Here is a 21,307-nt window from a genome sequence, read left to right as displayed (position 1 = left end):
TTAGAAAGTAAGGCGAATCGAAGCGCCATAAGTGCGTGCCTGTGGCAACGCGTTGAACTCCAGACCTTGCGAATTGCTTTGGCCCTGAGCGTTTACCTCTGGATCAATGTGAGGTACATTCGGAGCATACAAGAATACGTTGCGAGCATTGATGCCCAACTCAACATTACCTAGGAAGGTTCTGTCGGTCAAAGCCTTGGGCAGAGAATACGTTAAGGCAACCTCACGCAGGCGAATCCATGAAGCATCAAACACAACTAGCTCTGCTTTGCCGAAACCATAGAGGTCTTCGAAATAGTCTTCAGCCGTGATCTGAACATTGTTTGGAGCAAAGCTTCCGTCTGCCTGCTGAATTACACCCTTAATGACATATACATTGTCGCGGTCAGCAGTTTCTTCTGCTGCACCTTGACGACGCAAGTCACTTACGTTACGAGAAATGATGTCGCCACCATAACGAACGTCCAACAGGGTGTTCAAGGTAAGACCCTTGAACGTGAAAGTATTTGTAAAACCACCAGTCCAGTCTGGGTTTGGATCACCAACAATTTGGTTATCTAAAGCTAGCTGGGTACGACCTTGAGCATTCAGCAACAAGTCGCCTTGGGGCGAACGCTGGAATACGCTGCCAAAAAGAACACCATAAGGCTGGCCAGCAATCAGGCGCGTGCTTGGCGATACGAAACCACCCAGAGTAATTTGGTCTACACCTGGCGCTAATGATACAACTCTGTTACGGATGCGCGACCAGTTGATTGAGTTGCTGTAGGTGAAGCTACCTACCTTAACTGGAGTAGAGGTAACAAGAATTTCAACTCCTTTTGCTTCTGACTTACCAATGTTCTGGAAGATGTTGGTGAAGCCTGACGCACCAGCTACTGGTACTTGGAAAATGATGTCCTTACTCTGTTGGTTATAAATAGTTCCTTCGAAGCCTAGGCGGCCACCAAAGAAGCTCAGGTCAAGACCACCTTCATAGGTAGTCGTAAATTCTGGACCCAGATCAGGGTTACCACCTACGTTACCTAGCGATTGACCCAACTGACCACGGAAAGGGAAGTTGATAGCAGGGCCGAAGCCGTCTGATGGGTTATTGGTAGATGCGTAGTATGTATCTGTGGAGTAAACAGGAGCTTCACGGCCTACAGTGGCAGCAGCACCTCTGATCTTACCTGAGGTGAAGATCTTGTTGTCTTTCAAGCCAGGTATGGCATCCGTGAATACAACGCTGGCAGATACACCAGGGTAGAAGTATGACCGGTTCTCTCTGCTGAATGTAGAAGAGTAGTCATTACGACCCGTCAAGCCAATGAAAGCAAAGTCTTTGTAGCCAACGTTTAAGTCACCATAAAAACCAATCAGACGCGTTGCAGTCTTGTTGCCGAAAGGAACGAAGGTTCTAGTGTTTGTGATGTTATCAAAGCCGCGTACTTGAATATCGCTACCCGTAACACCTACATCGCTTGTCCGACGCTGGTTGATCTCATTACCTAACAACAAACGTACACTCAGATCTTCCGTGATGTTACGGTTCAGGGTGAGGTTCAAGTATGAGCTAACCTCGCGACGAGTGAAAGTCTCATCCAAGATGTTACCTACAACGGTGGGGTTCGTGTTAGATATGCTGGTACCGCGGCTATCCTTGGCGTTTACATATTTAAACTCCTGCGAATAAGTATCAGTACCGAGTTTGTAGTCCAATGACAACCAATCAGTGAAGTCATAGCCAAGGCTAACGTTACCTACAACACGGTTGATTTCGTCGTCGTACGTGTTATTCTTGATAGTCCACAAAGGGTTATCATCGTTGCTGTACCAAGTGTTGGAAGGAATAAAAGTTCCTGTTACGGCTGCACCTTGCTGACCACCGTTAGGTAGCTCGAACGGATATTTATTTACGTCGAAGCTACGTGGTAAGAACCAGGTCCGGAAGAAAGGATTGGACAACTGGTTGCCTTGAGGAGTACGCTGAGAAACGCTATTAGAGAAGATGACGTTTACACCAGTGCGCAACTTCTCAGTGAGCTGTGCATTACCGTTGAAAGTGACAGTATTACGCTTCAAGTCATTTCTGTCAAGTACACCTACTTCGTGCAAGTTGCCATAAGAAGCGAAATAGCGAGTGCGCTCAGTAGCTCCTGACAAGGAAACGTTGTTTTGGAAGTTAGAGCCTGTTTTGAAGATGTCTTCAATAACGTCAGGGTTGATCGTCAAAGCTTCCTCTTCACCGCGGAAGTTAGTGATTGTCTGACCCGTTGCGCGCGGACCCCATGAGCCTTGGCTAACTACGTTGAACAGGCCCCGGTTACCTTGACCATAGGTGTTCTGGTAGTCAGGCAGGCGACCCACTTTTACTACATTGTAATTTGAGGTGAAGTTTACCGACTGCTTCTTCGAGCCTAAAGTTGCGCCTCTTTTGGTGGTTATAAGGATAGCACCTGATGCAGCACGCGAGCCATAAAGAACGGCAGCAGCAGGTCCTTTCAGGATAGAAACGGTCTCGATATCATCCTGGTTGATGTCAATAGCGCGGTTAGAGTTCGAAACACCACCCTGCAGACCATTGGTGCCGCCGCTGTTATCGATCGGAATACCATCAACTACGAACAAAGGCTGGTTGCTGCCATTGAACGTGGTTAGACCGCGAATGAAGATGTTAGAAGAAGAACCCACCATGCCGTTAGAAGCCTGAACGCGTACACCAGCTACCTTACCGGCTAGCGAGTTAACTACGTTGGTTTGACGAGCTTGCGTTAGTTCTTCAGCTTGAACCTGAGATACTGAGTAGCCCAAAGACTTCTTTTGTGTTTCCTGACCAAGTGCTGTTACAACTACTTCGCTAAGCTGTTTGGTATCGCCGGCAAGAGCCACATTGAGCTGGGTATTCGTGCCTATCTCACGCTCTAGCTGTATATAACCGATAGAGCTAAACACGAGAATGCCTCCAGTGGCAGGTACGGTTAAAGTGAAGGTACCATCAGAGTTCGTCGAAATGCCATTGTTGGTGCCTTTTAACAATACTGTTACACCTGGCAATCCTTCCCCTGATTGACGGTCTGTGACCCGTCCCGATACATTTCGGTCTTGAGCCGTGACTTGCTGTAGCAAGGTGAACATGAGCAATATGCTCATGAGTAAGATTCTTTTCATGCAAAAAAGATTTGGGTAAGAAGAATGGTGAAACTTAACTTTTGCTCGCTAAAAATAGCGATGAATTATGGAAAACAACATTTATAATAATTTTCCGTAGCGGTTAAATAATTGAGGTATTGTATTTAAATGGCATAAAAAATTATCTTAACTATAATTTATCATAGCGAAAATTGTCAAAGTTATACAAGTAGGTTTCAGACTTAATTAGATTCGTTTTTCTTCATCTCCTTTTTCATAGGGAAGAAAAAGCATTATTAGATTCAGCATTTCGCTACGGCTCTCCATTAAATCCTGTGAAATAATGGTTCTGGGGGCGAAAAGGGATTATTGGGATTGTTTGTCGTATTATCATAAGTACCCTCCACGTGAATTACTGATCCTTTAGGAACTAGCGTTAACCGTTTAAATTGATAAGATTCCTGCCAGCGGAAGTCCCATTCCGGAATACTTACCAATGGAATTTGTTTTCCTTCAGGAGTTGTTGCCCACGCCTTGAATTTTTTACCAACCAAATGCATATGCGGCCAGACGTAGAGCAAGGATAAGTCGGTGCTAGTCTTCAATTGAACCCGAAACTTTTTAACGCTATCAGCTGGGATTACCAGCGGTGGCTCAATGGTGCCTAAGCCGCCTGAACCGATACTAGTAGCTTGAATCTCCCTCTTGATGGGTGTCTTAGTGAAGTAGAGCTTAAGTTGAGACCAATCGGTGGTATCCACGCCAGACGGGCCGTAGTGAGCAGTGAGGAGAATGACCCCCCGCTTAGGCATTGTAAAACCAATACCGGACGGAAATTCCTGCTTGCTGGCCCCGGGTATCCAACCACCATAATAAGCCACATGCTGCATAAGCGGTTGAAACTCCTGCAGGTTAGTGAGGAACTGATCAGATAGCACATAATCTTGGCCGGCGTTGATGTCAATTTCGGGGCCCACCGATTGCACAGCGTAATTGGCGTGATGCACGAGAGCACGATTGCCGGGTACAAATTCTACTGCCTGCACATTCTGGTTGGCAGGTATCTCAAATGGAATTTTGAACATGACAAAGTTCTCGGCTCCATTCCCGCGAATAGCAAAGGCCTTTTTAGGTCGTAAAATCAGGTCAGGTTTACGCTGGGGGGCTTTTTCGGCGGTTGGGGCAGGCGTTGCTCCCGTTACTTCAGACCCACGCTTGGCTCCTGACTCGGTCCAGCGGCGAATGAGGGCAATCTGCTGCTCGGTCAGCCGCCGTTCATTGGCAAAGGAAACGTAATGCGGATCTGCCTTCCAGGGGGGCATATACCGGCTTTGCGTCACCGACTGAATGGTACGCGCACGTCGGGCCACATCCTGAAAGGTGAGTAATGAAAAAGGAGCAGCCCCGCCAGGTTTGTGGCAGGGCGTACAATTGAGCTGGATGATAGGAGCAATGTGCTCAGTATAGGTTACAGCATTCTGCCCCAGAGCACCTGAGTGACTTATGAAATTGAGCAGAATAAGAAGTCCTAGATAGGTAGCGCGTGTCCGACACTGAGCCGCACGACTAAGAAAGGGAAGATACATAAGGGGGAAGCAATTCTAGCCAGAAACAACAGCACACGGGAAATTTACGGACAAAAATTTAGGCTTCTGTTTTCCATTAGTTCATACAGTTATGAGATTGAGGTTAAATAGCACAAAAAAAGCCCCCCAGTTAGCTGGGGGGCTTTTTTAAGAAGTGAGAGGATTAAAACTTATCCCACCAGAGTTTAGTCGTTAAGTTGTCAGCGCCTTGGTTAGCAACTGCCGCTTTATAGTTTGCCAAGTTTACCGACTGCTCGTTACCAGGATAGATGAAACGAGTTGGGAGCTTAGCTAAGGCAGCTTCTGGGCCGGGCTTCAAATCATTTGGGTAATCCAAACGACGGTACTCCGACCACGCTTCCAAACCTTGCTGGAACAGTGCAATCCACTTCTGGTTGCCAATGCTTTGCTTGTAGTTGGCTGCGTTATAAACAACAGCTGGTTGAGCTAAATAAGCCGTAATAGCTGCATTATCCGTAATACCAAACTGCTCCATAGACGCCCGAATAGCAGAGGTATAAGTAGTAGCAGCATTACCAGCAACGAGGCCACGAGCAATTGCTTCCGCTCTGAAGAACAACACCTCTGCGTAGGTCATCAGTACACCAGGTGCATCGGCACGTGTAAAGTAGTTGCCAAGTCTGGAAGTTTTGCTCAGACCTAAGCCGTTGGCGGTTTCAGCGTCAATTCCATTTGGTACACCCACATAATCACCGCCAGCTTCAGGCTTCTCGGCATAGATTGCCAAACGAGGATCCTTTAAAGCCGTGAGCTTACTCACCAACGTCGTGCTTACCCGGTGATCATCGCGTGTTTTGCGGTTTTCATTGATCGGGTTGTTGTTCGGAGCAGCAGTACCGTATTGAAGCTGTGCGTTATCGGCATTGCTTTGAAATAAAGTAGCAGGGCTAGCTAATACTTCTTTGATGATAGGATCAGCTGTGGCTGGATCAGCATCTACAATACGCATTGCTAAGCGCAGGCGTAGCGAATTGGCAAACTTCAACCAATGCGTCATATCACCATCAAAAAGGATATCGCCAGAAATAGCGCTTCCCGATGGGTCAATTAGCGTAGTAGCTTGCTTCAATTCTCCCAAGATGCCTTTGTATACATCCTGTTGCTTGTCATACTTAGGTTGCAATACTCCCTCTTTTGCACGCAAAGCATCAGAGTAAGGAATGTCACCATAAATATCGGTGAGCAGGGAGAAGGTATAAGCCCGCATGATCAGACCAACCGCCTGATAATTAGGATTCTTCTGCTCTACACCCAGTTTTGAAATAAGGTTAAAGTCCTCTAGGCCTTGGGCATAGAAACCATTCCAAATATTCTGGTAGGTACCGGTGCGGAAGAAATATGCATCCTCATCTGGATACTGAATCTTCGCCATGTGCTGAACGATGATGTCGCCACCATCCATGCTGGCTTCTACTCCAAACTGACGGTCAATCGTCGACTCAAGTGCATTGGTCAGGACAAATGACGGCGTAGCAACCTCCGCTACGTTAGGGTTCTTATTGAGTTCTTCGAAGTCTTTTTCGCAAGCCCCCAATCCCAACATAAGTGTAAAAGGGACTATCAGAGTTAGCTTCCGATACTTAGAAATGTTCATATAATATTTGATTTTAGAAGTGATAACTAATTGTTGAGCTGGATCAATCGCATACAACAATCAGCCATTTATGATTCCTTACAGCGTGAGGTTTATGTTGAAGCCAAGGCTGCGTGTAGAAGGAATCTGACCGAACTCCAAGCCTTGAGCGTTGCCGCTGCTGAAAGAAGTCTCGGGGTCAATGTTAGGAGCGTTTGACTGCAGGATAGCTAGGTTACGGCCAACTACAGAAACTCCAATAGTGCTGAAAGGAGTTTTGCTGATCAAACCCTTAGGCAACTGGTAGCCAACCTTAATTTCACGGAGCTTAACGAATGAAGCATCGTAAATGCTAGACTCAGCAACGCTATTGCTATAATAGCGCTTCGTGTAGCTTTCAGCAGCTCTGCTAACATCATTCGGACGATAGGTGCCATCAGCGTTTGCAATTACGCCTTCGCCAATAATGCCAGTCTCACGGCCGCGCAGAGAGTTCTCAAACGTGCCAGCATAGTTACCCCAAGTGTTGCTTACTGAGTAAACATCACCACCCTGACGGGTATCGATCAGTACGCCGAGGTTGATGCCTTTAAAGCTGAACGAGTTGCTAATACCACCCGTCCAGTCTGGGTTTACATTACCCAATACCTTACGGGTTGGGTCAATGATCGGACGACCAGTGGCATCATTGATGATTTCACCTTTATATGGACCCTCTTCTACGCGGCGGAAGCCGTTACCAAACAGTACACCATAAGGCTGGCCTACGCGAGCCTCTACGTTTGCATTCCACTGCCCACCAAGTACGAGGGTTTGAAGATCACCATTCAACTCCTTCACCTCATTGCGGTTCAACGCGAAGTTTGCAGTCACATTCCACTGGAATGGGTTCTCTGGGTTCAAAGGAGCGAAGTTCAAAATAGCCTCAATACCCTTGTTTTGAATAACACCGGCATTAACAAGTGCAGTTGCAAAACCCGTTGAAGAAGACACTAGCTGATTGAAAATCTGGTCAATAGAGTTGGTGTTATAACCAGTCACTTCTAAACCAATACGATTCTCAAGGAAACGCAATTCAATACCAGCTTCCAACGATTCCGTACGCTCGGGCCGCAGATCTGGATTCAGCAGGTCGTTGCTGGTAGTAATAGCTGGGTTGCTGCCGAAAGGCGTGTTGAAAGGGTAGATGTTAACCAATTGGTATGGCTCTTGGCCACCATTACCCACCTCTGCATAGCTAGCACGCAGTTTGGCAAACGACAGGAACGAATTCTCAATACCAAGTGCTTCCGTCACGATCAAGCTACCGTCGATAGAAGGGTAAAACAGGCTGTTGTTCGCGTCTGCAAGCGTTGAATACCAGTCATTACGACCTGTTACGCCAAGGAAAGCAAAGTTCTTGAAGCCCAATTTAGCTGAGCCGTAGACGCTGTTTACACGCAGTCTGTTGTTTACGCCAGAAGGCTGAGTAGCAATACCAGAGTTGGACAAGTTGTAAATTCCGGGTACTGCTAGTTCTGGAGCAACACCGCTAATCCGTTCTACTTTGTTGTCGCGACGGTTAGCACCAAGAGCGAAGTCGATATTGAAGTTTTCATTCAAATCTTTGTTAGCAGTAGCCAAAATTTCCGAGTTACGCTCATTCACGTAATACTCATCTTCAGCGTAGCTACCCTTCAGGTTCTCGATATCACCTACAGCAATACGACGCTGACGCTTTTCAGTGTAAAGGTCGTTGCCAGTCCGTGCTGTAAGATTCAACCAGCTAGTCAACATGTAAGTTGCCGAAAGCTGACCGTTGATGCGGTCACGCCGATCATCGTTGGTGTTCTCGTTGAGCGTGAAGTATGGGTTGTTATGGTAGTTGTAGTTCCAGTTATACTTTTCTCCATCACGCTCGTAGTCTTTCAACTGCGAAATGTCTACTTGGCGACCAAACCAGCTGAACTGCTGCATTACGTTTTGGCCGCTATAGCCTAGGCCAGGACGACGACCACGGTTCTGGGTATAAGTAATGTCAGTCGATACTTTGAATTTCTTGGTGATATCTGTGCCACCACTTACTGTAACGGTATTCCGCTTTAGAAAAGTGTTTTCCAAGATACCCGTCTGATCTAGGTTAGTATAGGAAAGACGGAAATTAGCCTTCTCAGAAGAACCCGATAGGGATACGTTGTTATTGAGGGTACGGCCAGTGCGGAAGAAGTCACGCACGTTGTCAGGGTGAGCTACCCAAGGAGTAGGAACCAAGTTACCAGCAGCATCTCTAGGTGAGTTGAATTGTGGGATCAAACGACCGTCGAGGCGTGGGCCCCAGCTTTCGTCCGAGCCGTCATTCGTACCACCACCAGCGCCATCAACGAATTCAAATTCGCCGCCGTTACCTTGGCCGTATTCATTCTGGAAGTCGGGTAATTTTAATACAGAATCAAAGGTAGTCGTACTGTTTACGCTGATACCTAAGCCCTGCTGCTTACGACCTGATTTAGTCGTGATTAATACTACACCGTTAGCAGCGCGTGAGCCATAAAGAGCAGCTGCGTTGGCACCTTTCAGTACAGTGATAGACTCAATGTCGTCAGGGTTGATATCTGAGGCGGCATTGCCGTAGTCTACACCACCGTTACCGTTGGCAGGAGCAAAGTTGGAGTTATCAATTGGCAGACCATTTACCACGAAAAGTGGCTGGTTGTTACCAGTAATCGAACGGTTACCGCGGATAACGATACGCGAAGAACTACCAGGGGAACCACCATTACTGTTGTTGATAGCAACACCAGCTACACGGCCCGCTAATGAGTTAACTACGTTTGACTCACGCGCTTGGGTTAAAACCTCACCCTGAACGTCCTGTACGGAATAGCCCAGAGACCTTTTTTCTTCAGTCCGACCAAGCGCCGTTACAACTACTTCGCCCAGTTGCTTGGTGTCTGTGCCTAAGCTAACGTTGATAACTGATTCAGTACCAATAGCGCGCTCCACATTTACATAACCGATAGAGGAGAAAGTTAAAGTAGTAGCTGAAGCAGGTACGCTAATAGAGAAAGCACCATCAGAGTTGGTAGAGCCTCCTACAGACGTACCCTTCACAAGCACCGTAACGCCCGGCAAGCCTTCATTAGTGGTACGGTCCGTAACTCGACCAGTAACGGTTCTATCCTGCGCGACAGCTTGCTGCAACAAGCTGGTCATCAGCAGAATGACCATAAATAAGAGTTTTTTCATTGGGTTGATAATTTGGTGAGAGAAAGGGAAAATTGAATTAGTGAGTGAATAACTATAGCAAGTATAGGTTAAAATGATAACTCAACAAAGGTTAAAAGCTAAGGACTGTATTAACAGAGGCACTTTTCAGATTAAAAAATGCCAAGTTTATACATAGTATATAACTTAATGAATATTGAATATTTTAAATAATTACTAACCAGCTTAATATAACTTTCACTCGTCTCACCAATGACCATATAACTGAAGATTGAGGGGAAATATTAGAACAGCGGGATTCTCGCAAACTTTTGCTTAGCTTGTCAAAGAAAACCATACTTTTTACTTATTTACTTCCATTCCTCCCACTAAACAGCTTTTTTACAAAATTTAAACAATCTAAACTCACATGAAAAAAACTCTATTAATCATCTTCTTGATGGTCACCGCCTTGTTGCAGCAGGTGGTGGCTCAGGATAGAAGTATTTCCGGAAGGGTAACCGACGCATCAAGCGGCCAGGGTTTACCCGGTGTAACGGTATTAGTGAAGGGCACAACTGTAGGTGTCTCAACTGATGCAGATGGAAGTTTTAGCGTAAATGCGCCAGCTTCAGCTACTACTCTAGCTTTCTCCTCTATCGGTTATCTAACTGTAGAGCGCGCTATTGGAAACGCTAGCACTATTAATGTACAACTCGCAACTGATACTCGCCAACTAGAAGAAGTAGTTGTAACTGGTCTGGCGACCTCTATTAAGCGGTCTAACTTGGCTAACGCTGTAACTACTATTTCCGCGAAAGAGCTAGTGGGCAGTACGCGTCCTGTAACAGTGGACGCTGCACTGAACGGTAAAGTAGTAGGTGCCAATATTTCTCAGACATCGGGTGCACCAGGTGGCGGCGTAGCTATTCAGTTACGTGGTATCTCCTCACTTACTGGCGGTACGCAGCCACTCTACATTATAGATGGTGTGTATGCAGTAAATGCTGAAGTTGGTAATGGCGCCGGCGCTGCTGCGTTCTCTGCTGCTGCCTCAACTACTGCAGGTCGTAGCACGCAAGATAACCCAGTTAACCGCCTTGCTGATCTAAACCCTAATGACATTGAGAGCATTGAGGTGCTAAAGGGCTCCAGCGCAGCAGCTATCTACGGTACTCGTGCTAATGCTGGAGTAATTATCATCAAAACGAAGCGTGGTGTCGCTGGCCAAACCCGTGTTAGCTTCAACCAAGATCTAGGCTTTGCTAAGGCATGGAATCTTTTAGGTAAGGAAGACTGGAGTAACGAGAAAATTGACCGTTTTTATACTAACGCCGCACGCGCTACTCTCGAAAAGCAGCGTTTGGCAGAAGCTCAAGCAAGTGGTCAGGTATACGATTATGAAAAGCAGATTTTCGGTAATACCGGTTTCCTGCGCAATACCTCGTTGAGTGTTTCGGGTGGTTCAGAGAAAACGAAATTTTACGTAGCTGGCACCAGTACTGACGAAGGCGGTATTGTTGATCGTACAGGATTTAAGCGCAACTCAATTCGAGCCAACCTTGACCAGAAAATTGGAGAGCGTATCGATATAGGTATTACATCCAGTTTCATCCGTTCGCAGAACCGTCGCGGCTTTACCGGTAACGATAATCGCGGTGTAAGCTTAGGCTACACACTTGCTTCTCTACCCAGCTATGCTCAACTGCAGCCAAATGAAGCAGGTATTTTCCCTGACAACCTGTACGGTGGCGACAATCCTTTGGCTATCGTAGCGCGCGGTGTGAACGAAGAGAACACCAATCGTACGGTGCAAGCTGTAAACGGTACTTTACGCATACTTGAGAGTGAGAAATCCTCACTCCGTCTGGCTGTACAGGGCGGCATTGACTATTCAAATAGTGATGCGCTATTGGCGTTGCCTTCTGACTTGCAATCGCAGCGTAGTCTGCCTAACCCAGGTGCAGTACGCGTGCTGAAAAACCAGTTCTTCAACTATAACCTGCAGGGGTTCTTAGTCTATGACTGGCGCTTGGGAGAAACTATTAATCTTACCTCGCAGGTTGGAACAGTGCGCTTAGGTCTGGATCGTAACTTAAGCTACAGCCAAGGCCAGAATTTGGCTCCTGGCGACCCATTGACTCCCAACCGTAGCTCACTGGTAACCCAAGAAGTGGAACTCGGCTCAGAGCGTGACATTGGTCACGTAGCGCAGCAGGAGGTTAATTTCAATGATCAAATCATTGCTACAGCTGGTGTGCGCTTCGACAAATCGAGCCGCAACGGTGATCCTAACAAGTACTATGCTTTCCCCAAGGCCTCTTTGGCTGTAAATATTGCCAAGTTTGGGTTTTTTGATCTACCATCAGTGAACTTGGTGAAGCTCCGCGCAGCTTATGGTGAAACCGGTGCTCCTGGCTTCTTCGGCTCTACTTTCTCACCCTTAACTAACACGAGTATTGGCGGCCGCGTAGGCTTTTTGCCTTCAACACTTGTAGGTAATCCGGACATCGGGCCAGAGCGCGCCACTGAGTTTGAAACCGGAGTAGACCTTGCCTTTCTCGATAGCCGCATCAGCTTTGAGGCGACCTTCTATAATAAGGTAGCAAAAGACCTTGTCAATTCGTTTGTACTGGCCCCAAGCACTGGCGTAACTTCTATTCGGGCTTTCCCAGTGGGTGACCTACAAAACCGCGGTCTAGAACTGTCACTCGGTGTTACTCCGATACGCAGCGAAAACTTCAACTGGGTGTCAACTACTCAGTATTGGTTTAACCGTACGGAAGTAACCCGCATCGTCGTACCAGCTTTCAATACCGGTTTAGGTTTTGGTAACGCTTATGGCCGCAACGTATTCACTTTAGGCGAATCGCCCTCACGCTGGTACGGCTCACCAACTAGCGCCGTCGACAACCCTAATAATCCTAGCTTCCTGACGCGCTATGAGGAGGCCCAGCCTAAGTTCCAGATGTCATTCCTGAACAATTTCACGTTGTTTAAGAATGTAGAAGTATCCTTCCTGCTTCACTGGCGCAAGGATTCGTATACAAGCAATCTCAGCCGCTTACTACAAGATGAGGGTGGCACTACTGAGGACTGGAGTGAGGACAGTGGTGAAGTTGATGAAGCTGGTAACGTTTTAACTAACGGACAATACCGGGCAGGACTAACAGCTCGCGAATTCATTCAGAATTCGGGCTACGTACGGTTACGCGAGGCCAGTATTTATTATTCGGTACCAGCTAGCATTCGTACTGCACTATTCAAAGACTTCGTACGCAACATTCGGATAGGGGCTTCTGGGAACAATTTGATCACCTGGACTGATTATGTGGGTTACGATCCGGAAGTTTCCAACTTTGGTGCTACCTCTAATGGTGCTCAAGTGGATGTAAGTAGCTTCCCCAATACTCGGCGCGTGTTCTTTCACCTGAGCCTTGATTTTTAATCTTCACTCGCTTCAATCTTCCCATGAATATTATATTAAAATTTCAAGCGCGGCCCTTCCTGATGGCAGGCGCATTGGCTACTTTGCTTAGCGCGAGCAGTTGCAGCATTTTTGAAATTGATGAAGTAACTGATCCTAATAATGCGAGCATTGAGAGCGTGGTCGCTAATGCCAGCCAAGCTCAACTCAACGCATTGGCAGTAGGGGTGGAAGCCTCGCTTCGGCTTGGCCACGCAAATAATAGCTCCTACAACCAAGTAGTAGGTACGATGGGCCGAGAGGTAACTGTACTGAACCAAACGGAAGGACGTTGGTACTTAGAACTTCAAGGCCGGCGCGGAACTACTAATACTGTAGATGTACTCGATGATGCGGCATATTACAACGGGCAGTATACTGATTTTGCACGTGTAGGCCGTGCTGCCCGAGTTTTCCGCGCTTCCGCTGATGCAAGTAATGTCATTAATGCCGAGCAAAAGAGTGGTGTTGCTGGTTTTACCCGTACCTATGAGGCACTAAGCAAATTGCATCTGCTCAATTTACAGGGTGAGAATGGTATTCGAGTCGATTTGGACGATATCAGACGCCCTGGCAAATTTGTGACTCAAGCCGAAGCTTTAACTAATATTCGTCAACAACTCGATCAAGCCGACCAAGACTTGGCTGCCGCTGGTGCTGCATTTGCATTCCCGCTGTCAAGTGGTTACACTGGTTTCAATACGCCCGCTACCTTCCGACGTTTCAACCGGGCACTAGCTGCTCGCGTGTCATTGTACCAGGCTGACTATGCTGCTGCTTTAACAGCTTTAAACGCCTCATTTTATGATCGGGCTGGTAGCCTTACGTTGGGTCCCAAAATGACATTTAGTCCAACTACGGCCAGCGACGTGGGTAACCCATATTTTCAGGTGCCAGATGGTGAGCCAAATAACTTAGTAACAGTACCTAGCAACTTTGTAACAGAAGCAGAAGCAGGCGATTTGCGTTTAGCCAAGGTTGCCCTACGTACTACTCCTCGCACATTACAGGGTATAACCGGCAGTTATGAGGCTCGGGTATTTGCTTCGCAAAGTGCTACCCTCGATATTATTCGCAACGAAGAGCTTATCCTAATAGCAGCTGAAGCGCGGGCTAATACGGGGGATCTGACCGGGGCTCTGGCTGACATTAATGCTATTCGGACTCGGGCTGGAGGCTTACCTGCTCTCACGGCTGGTTCGCTTGCGGGACTACCTCAGTACATCAATGAAATTCTGAAGCAACGCCGGTATTCCTTATTCTATGAAGGCCACCGCTGGATCGATCTGCGTCGTTTGAATCGGTTGAATCCAAACCCGGCTCCTGGCCAGACGTTGGCTTTTACAGCATCTCCTTACAAATTGTTTACCCGCCTTGAGCGGCCGGCTGCTGAGAAGCAATGGGACATTGCTAATCCATAATCTGTAGCTTGTAATAACAAAAAAGCCCCCCAGAAATTATCTGGGGGCTTTTTTGTGTCTACCATTTTACTGTTCCATCAGGAAGCCCTTGATGTACTCATCAAGGTCACCATCCAACACGTTCTGCACATCAGTGCGCTCTATGCCGGTACGCAGGTCTTTGATGAGCTTATATGGATGCAACACGTAATTCCGGATTTGTGAGCCGAAGTCGATACGCTTTTTGCCCGCTTCCACCTTGTCACGTTCTGTGTTGCGCTTGTCAATTTCAATCTGGTACAGCCGTGACTTCAGCATACGGAGCGCATGCTCTTTGTTCATGAGCTGGCTGCGCTCAATCTGGCATTCGATGACGATGCCGGATGGCGCGTGTTTCAGGCGAACAGCCGTTTCCACTTTGTTCACATTTTGCCCCCCAGCACCACCGGCCCGGTACGTATCCCAGGTAATGTCGGCGGGGTTTATCTGAATGTTGATGGTATCATCAACAACTGGGTAGGCGAATACCGAGGCGAACGACGTATGGCGCCGACCGCTAGAGTCGAAAGGAGAGATGCGCACTAGTCGATGCACGCCAATCTCGCTTTTCAGGTAGCCGTAAGCAAAGTCGCCACTGATTTCCAGCGAAGCCGATTTGATGCCGCCACCTTCACCGGGCTGGTAGCTAACCTGCCGTACCTCAAACTTGTGCTTCTCGCCCCACATGATGTACATGCGCATGAGCATCTCAGCCCAGTCCTGGCTTTCGGTGCCGCCAGCGCCGGGGTTGATGTCAATAATGGCAGAAAGCTGATCCTCTTCATCAGAAAGCATGCGCTTGAACTCAAGCTCCTCCACCGCTTTCTGAGCCTTCTCGAACTCCCGCTGCATCTCCTGCTCGGTAGCTTCACCTTCGCGGTAAAAGTCGAACAAGACCTCCGTATCGGCGACGGTGTGAGCTACGGCTTCGTAGTCATCGGTCCAGACTTTAATTGACTTAATGTCTTTCAGAATAGCCTCAGCCTTTTTGGAGTCATCCCAGAAATCGGGTGCCGTAGTTTGCTGTTCAGCTTCTTCTATTTGGGCTTTGCGGTTATCGTAGTCAAAGATACCTCCTCAGGGCCTCAGCGCGGCCCTTCAATTCCTTAACCTGATCTTGGGTCATGTGGGAACAGAAAAATGAATACTACTTATGAAAGCGGCAAAGGTCCGCAAAATAAAGCGGTCAGCCTTGTTATAGACTGACCGCTTTATGAATAAGCTGTAACTACCTGACCAGCGTATTATACGCTTACCATCCAGCCGTGGGCATCGGCCGCCTGGCCGTTGCGAATGGCATCCAGCGCCTTGGAAACCCGCTTGGAGATGGACTCGGGGCCGGTGGGGGGCAAATCGTAGTCTTGATTGCGGTAGCCAATGGTTGCAATGGGGGCAATTGTGGCCGCTGTACCTACACCAAATGCTTCCTGCAATGTGCCTTCGGCCTGGGCTTTTAAAATCTCGTCAATAGAAATCTTACGCTCTTCTACAGGTAGATTCCAGTCGCGGGCTATCTGCAGCACGCTTTTGCGCGTGATACCGTCCAGAATAGAGGTGCTGAGGGCAGGCGTAATGATGCGGCCATCAATGACAAACATTACGTTCATCGTACCCGATTCTTCTACGTAACGATGCTCTGAGGCATCGGTCCACAGCAGTTGCTGATAACCTTCTTGGTTGGCCTTTTTGGTGGGCAACATAGAGGCTCCATAGTTGCCGGCTGCTTTGGCATAGCCCGCACCACCTTCGGCCGAGCGAACGAACTTCTCTTCAAACCGAACCCGCAGCGGCTTATTGTAATACAAGCCCACGGGGCAGGTAAAAATCATGAAGCGGTAGGAATTAGAGGGCCGAACCCCCACAAACCCATCGGTAGCAAACATAAACGGCCGGATATAGAGCGCACTGCCAGGGCCATCAGGAATCCAGGCAGAGTCGAGGCGCACGAGCTGGGTGAGGCCCTGCATGAATAGCTCCTCGGGAATAGTAGGCATGCACATGCGCTCGGCTGAGGCATTCAGACGGTGAAAGTTGTCGAGGGGACGAAACAACGCTACCTCGCCATCAGCATTTTTGTACGCTTTCATGCCCTCGAAAATTGCCTGCCCATAGTGTAGGGCCGAGTTTGCGGGGCTGACAGCCATGTCGCCGTAGGGCACGATCTGCGGTTCCTGCCACTCGCCGTCGTGGTAGTCGACCGCGAACATGTGGTCGGAGAAAATCTTACCGAACTCGAGCGTACTGGCATCGAGGTTCGACAGGCGAGAAGCTGTGGTACGCTGGGTCCGAATGGTCAAGGTATCAAGCATAGGGTGAGTAATAGAAAGGGTGGGTGGGTAAGGTATCAAACGGCGGACTGGGGTGGGCAGTTGCCGCCGCTCGGGGTGCAAAGATAAACGAAGATCAAGCCACGATCGGGGAGGCGTAGCAGGCAGCCAGGAATAGGATTGGGCAAGTGAGCTAACTACAATTGCCCCCCAGATAAGTTAACGCGGTTACAGCCGTGCTTTCCAGGTTACTTCTTCAGAACCAAGCTCTTGGGCCATCTTCCGACTGAGTACAAATAAATAGTCAGACAGCCGATTCAGGTACATAACCACTAGCTCAGCCACAAACGATTCTTCACTTAGATGAATCACTAATCGCTCGGCGCGCCGACACACGCAGCGCGCTACGTGGGCATACGACACCGCTACATGGCCGCCGGGCAGAATGAAGGCGCGTAGCTCGGGCAACTCCTCATTCATCCGGTCCATCTCGCTTTCCAACAGCAACACATCTTCCTCGTGCAAATCAGGGATCTTCATCTTCGACTTCTCAGGGTCGGAGGCGAGTGAAGCGCCGATGGTGAACAGGCGATCCTGGATTTCCTTGAGCAAGTCGCGGCGGGGGCATTTATTTCCTGATCACGAACCAAGCCGATATAGGAATTGAGCTCATCCACGGTGCCGTAGCTTTCAATGCGTAGGCTAGCCTTGGAAACTCGGGTGCCGCCGATAAGAGAGGTAAGCCCTTTATCGCCGGTTTTGGTATAAATCTTCATGCTTGGTCAATCAACAATAGCGCAACAAGTAATGCCCTTATAAGAGTACCGGGGGGCAAAAAGTTACTTGCTTGTCGCTACTTGTTCATTGTTAGCTGGTTAGCGTGGGTGGCAATTTCGGTATTCTCTACATCCGACTCCACTAGTCCATCGCGCAGACGCACGATGCGGTGCGCGTAGTGGGCAATGTCCTCTTCGTGCGTCACCATAATAATGGTGTGCCCTTTGGCGTACAGCGCCTCAAAGAGGTCCATGATTTCGTGACTGGTTTTGGTGTCGAGGTTACCCGTTGGTTCGTCGGCCAGTAGAATACTGGGATTATTAACCAAAGCACGAGCAATAGCTACCCGTTGCCGTTGACCACCCGATAGCTCATTAGGCCGGTGCTTGGCGCGAGTATCGAGGCCCACACTCCGCAGTGATTCCATGGCTTTTTCTTCCCGGTCGCGCTTGTTGTAGCCCGCATAAATGAGCGGCAGGGCCACGTTATCCAGAGAGCTGGCGCGGGGCAGCAGGTTAAACGTCTGAAAAACGAAGCCTATTTCCTTATTGCGTACTTCAGCCAGCTCGTTATCCGACATCCGGCTTACATCCTGACCATTAAGAATATACGTGCCATCAGTGGGCGTATCAAGACAGCCGACGATGTTCATGAGCGTTGACTTGCCAGAGCCCGAAGGACCCATAAACGCTACGTACTCGCCCCGCTGAATGCTAATCGTAACCGACCGGAGCGCGTGAATACGCTCGGCGCCCATTTGATAGATTTTGGAGATGCCAGTAGTTTCAATAACAGGAGGTAGCATGTGCAGCAGGGCAGGTTAGTTCCAAGGAGCAAGAGCAGCGGCCTGAGCGGCCCGCTGCGCCTCGTATTTACTACGAAAGGTAGCATATTCCGCTGGTGCGAGCAATGTGCGCAATTTCTCGAGAGGTTCCTTGGCATAGGCCTCCAATCCTGCCTGTACAGCCCCTGTTACATAGGCCTGTAGCAACGGCGTTGATTCCGGGTTGTAGTCCAGTCCTTTGAGCAGTACATCGTATGCTCTGGCATAATTCTGCTGGCGGGCATGGAAATCGGCGGCGGCCAACACTCCTTCTGTAAGGAAAGGTGCTTCCTGCACAAGCTTCGCATAAAGACGTGCAGCATCAGCAGGCTTGTTGGCGAGGGTAGCCTGAAAATAAAGCCGGTGCGGCTGGTGCTGGGGGGCAAAATAAGCTGTGCTTACCAATTGGCGAAGGTCGGCAGGCTGCTTGTCTTGCACGTACAACTTGCCGCGCAGCACATTCCAGTCAGAGGCTATTGCATTTTTAGTGGTCGGCGAAGGTGCGTGTCGCTGTAAAGCTGCGCGCACTGCTTCTGCGTTGCCTGAGGCTAATACGCGTGGCAGTTGAGCCAGTAAAGCTGCTTGCCGCGCCGTAGGATCAGAGATAGCTTCGGCGGCCCCCAGCAAAGTCAGATGATCAGCATTTGGAACTGCGCCGCGCAGTATGATATACTGAGCTTTTATAGAGTCAGGAGCCGACGGGTATTGGGTGGCAAAATCCAGCGCAAGAATGTTTCGTAACCGTTGGCCCTGCCGAGCTAATGTAGGATTTGGGTCGCGGGCGGCCACGGCAGCTTGTGCTTGGGCCGAATCAGGCTGACCGGCTAAAGCGAATGCGTAGGCACGTGGGAGCGCGGCCTCGGTAAATCCATTTCGGGCAGCTTCCGCAAAATAGGCCGCTGCCGTAGCGTAAAGCCCTTGGTCCAGCAGCCACATAGCCCGCACTTGCTGGTAATAGGCCGCGCTGGGTGAGTTGCCAATAACTAGTGGAAGCAGCGTAGCCTGTGCCGCTACCGGTCGGCCACCATAATATTGCGTTAAAGCGCGCAAAAACGTGAGTTGCTCGGAGTAGGCACTATTACCAGCACGACTATTTGCCTGAGTGAGAGCTGGGAGCAGCGCCGTATCGCGGGCGGCGAGTCGGCGAAGGCCCATATGGTAAAGACGACCAAACTCAGCAGCGCTTAGGTCCTGAGCAGTATCGGCAGATGTTGGGGTTGGGGTACTTGCCTTATCGCCGGTAAGGTGGGCCAAAAGGAGCGTATTGCTTTGTAAAGCCACATCATCGGTCTGGGGGGCATTTTCTCGCAAAAAGTCCTGCGCGGCTTTCAGTTCTTGATTTTGCACCAAAAAGGCTAACTGGTTGGCTTGCACAACGGCATTATCGGGAGACAGCGCCGCGGCTCGCTGCTGATAAAACAAGACGGAGTCGGTGAGGGCGGAGCGGGAGTATAGTTGTGCCAGGTCGTTTGCCAGCCGCGCACTCTGGGGGGCATTTTTGATGCCTTCCTGCAACGTTTTCTGACGGTCGAAGAAGTCGGTAGGCTCGTTGAATAAAGCGGCTAACCGCAAAGATATTTTCTCCGAAGGTGCACGGCTTAAGGCCCGACGAAGGGCGTTGATTTCATTCTGACGCTGACTCCGAAACCGGTAAAGTGCCGCCCGGCCCAAGCTAGCGCGATGGTTGAAGCGGTCGTACACGTCGCTCTCGGCATAGTAGCGCTCCGATAAAAGGGCCAAACCATCGTTTGTCGGCTGTTCTTCGCTTTGCAGCCGACTTAAGTCGCCGAGGTTATTGTAGAAAGCCGCTCGTACCTGATCGAGCACATAGAAGTTATTGCGCATCGATACAATCCCCAATGCCCCAATGCCAATGATATAAACGGTATAGAAGGGCAGCCGACGCGGCTCGTACACCACGCGGTACACGCGCAGCCGCTGCCGGATAAGAGGGGCGAAATTGAGTAATATATACAGCAGAAAAGCTCCCCCACAGGTCAGCAGGGCCAAAGCCGTGAAGTCGCGACCAGCAGTGATTAGAGGGTCATTGGCCGTAGCAAGCGCATAGCCCAAGCTACCGGCGGCCAGCGCCACCAGCACCAGATAAATATGCGCGGCGCCGGGCCAGTAGCCAACCCAAGTGCCGTAGGTAGCTGCCCGCCGCCGCAGCCCCAGCCAGCCCACCAGCACTGCTGGCAGTAATAGCAAGTAGGGCTCTAAACGGACGTTGGGCAGAATCATAAGTTCGCCGTTGTTCAGATAATACAGAAGCAGGGTGCCTAGATAAAGCACGCTAGCCAGCACAAATGGTAACAAGCCAAACCGGCTACCCGGGTTTTCAGCCTGCGTATTCAGCCACAATAGCCCGTGAATATTCTCGAAGGCCACCCACAGCACCAGCAAAGCAAAAGCCACTGCTCCACTAATGGTCGCGTAGCTAGTCAGATGCAAGGCAGTGAAAGCAGGTGAGAAGTTGCTTTGTAGAAGTAGAATGGCGCTCAGCGCGCCTACCAATACCGCAAACGTGAGCAGCCGCTGCCCAAGCGAGGCAGCGGGCCAGAAGGCGTGAAAAGCAAAAGCCGGTAGCCCTAGCATCGCCAATGCCAGTACTAGGAAATACTGTTGCAAGGAGTCGAACACACCGAGTAAATCGGCATTGAGCGACATGAGCAGGAAGATAACCAGCGCCATGCCCACAACGAAGGCCGGGCGGGCCAGGGTACTGACTACCGCCAGAAAATATACGAGACAAACCGCCAGCAGACCCAGCCAGGCCATAGCTGCCTCGGGCTGAATATATGGCCCCGCTACATCATACGTCTGCGTGACCAGGTAGCTGTTAAGCCGTAGGGCTAGCTCGTCGAGGCCAATTTTGAGTGGCGCGAGCGTGGTGGGTACGGCCGTGAGTTGAGGCACCGTAACCACGGGCAGCGTCCGCTCAGAGCCGGTAAAGTAATGAAACAAGGCTAGGCCAACGGCCAGCAATGCCACTAAACCTAGAAGTAGCAGGGCAACACGCCGGCGCGGAGCGGGCGGCAAAGCAAGGGGAGTAGGCACCAAC

The 21,307-nt window shown here is 49.5% G+C and carries 10 protein-coding genes and 1 pseudogene; 2 read left to right on the top strand and 9 right to left on the bottom strand.

The window, feature by feature from the left end; translation table 11 throughout:
• The 4 genes from G7064_RS07420 to G7064_RS07405 all read right to left on the bottom strand — a co-directional run bounded on the left by G7064_RS07420 (position 1) and on the right by G7064_RS07405 (position 9,516).
• Complete coding sequence (locus tag G7064_RS07420; protein ID WP_166073094.1) at positions 1-3,150, bottom strand: SusC/RagA family TonB-linked outer membrane protein; 3,150 nt, start codon at positions 3,148-3,150, stop codon at positions 1-3.
• 287 nt (positions 3,151-3,437) lie between these two features.
• Positions 3,438-4,697: a cytochrome c gene (locus G7064_RS07415; RefSeq protein ID WP_166073093.1), complete on the bottom strand. Its 1,260-nt coding sequence runs from the start codon at positions 4,695-4,697 to the stop codon at positions 3,438-3,440.
• A gap of 163 nt (positions 4,698-4,860) precedes the next feature.
• Positions 4,861-6,369: a SusD/RagB family nutrient-binding outer membrane lipoprotein gene (locus G7064_RS07410; protein ID WP_240935803.1), complete on the bottom strand. Its 1,509-nt coding sequence runs from the start codon at positions 6,367-6,369 to the stop codon at positions 4,861-4,863.
• A gap of 21 nt (positions 6,370-6,390) precedes the next feature.
• On the bottom strand, positions 6,391-9,516 hold the full coding sequence (locus G7064_RS07405) for a SusC/RagA family TonB-linked outer membrane protein (RefSeq protein ID WP_133271915.1): 3,126 nt from the start codon (positions 9,514-9,516) through the stop codon (positions 6,391-6,393).
• A gap of 388 nt (positions 9,517-9,904) precedes the next feature.
• Between G7064_RS07405 and G7064_RS07400 the strand changes: the two genes are divergently transcribed.
• The gene (locus tag G7064_RS07400; RefSeq protein ID WP_166073092.1) at positions 9,905-12,922 is read left to right on the top strand and encodes a SusC/RagA family TonB-linked outer membrane protein; all 3,018 of its coding nucleotides are present in this window, start codon (positions 9,905-9,907) and stop codon (positions 12,920-12,922) included.
• A gap of 23 nt (positions 12,923-12,945) precedes the next feature.
• Positions 12,946-14,361 (top strand): RagB/SusD family nutrient uptake outer membrane protein, encoded by a 1,416-nt coding sequence (locus G7064_RS07395; RefSeq protein WP_166073091.1) that lies wholly within the window; start codon positions 12,946-12,948, stop codon positions 14,359-14,361.
• Positions 14,362-14,427: 66 nt separating this feature from the next.
• Here G7064_RS07395 and prfB read toward each other — a convergent pair.
• From prfB to G7064_RS07370, 5 genes and pseudogenes are all read right to left on the bottom strand, one after another.
• A protein-coding gene (gene prfB / locus G7064_RS07390; protein ID WP_166073090.1) for a peptide chain release factor 2 occupies positions 14,428-15,505 on the bottom strand; the annotation gives its coding sequence in 2 pieces (ribosomal slippage) (positions 14,428-15,444 and positions 15,446-15,505; 1,077 coding nt in all).
• 118 nt (positions 15,506-15,623) lie between these two features.
• The gene (locus G7064_RS07385; protein ID WP_166073089.1) at positions 15,624-16,688 is read right to left on the bottom strand and encodes a branched-chain amino acid aminotransferase; all 1,065 of its coding nucleotides are present in this window, start codon (positions 16,686-16,688) and stop codon (positions 15,624-15,626) included.
• A 186-nt stretch (positions 16,689-16,874) separates the two neighbouring features.
• A pseudogene (locus G7064_RS07380) lies at positions 16,875-17,422 on the bottom strand (cob(I)yrinic acid a,c-diamide adenosyltransferase).
• 77 nt (positions 17,423-17,499) lie between these two features.
• Entirely contained in the window at positions 17,500-18,228 is a 729-nt protein-coding gene (locus G7064_RS07375; protein ID WP_133271920.1) for an ABC transporter ATP-binding protein, read from the bottom strand.
• Positions 18,229-18,243: 15 nt separating this feature from the next.
• Positions 18,244-21,303: a tetratricopeptide repeat protein gene (locus G7064_RS07370; protein WP_166073088.1), complete on the bottom strand. Its 3,060-nt coding sequence runs from the start codon at positions 21,301-21,303 to the stop codon at positions 18,244-18,246.
• Positions 21,304-21,307 lie beyond the last annotated feature (4 nt).

This window comes from Hymenobacter sp. HDW8 (genome assembly GCF_011305775.1).
GTDB classification, from domain to species: domain Bacteria; phylum Bacteroidota; class Bacteroidia; order Cytophagales; family Hymenobacteraceae; genus Hymenobacter; species Hymenobacter radiodurans.
This window is presented reverse-complemented; position numbering and strand designations above follow the sequence as displayed.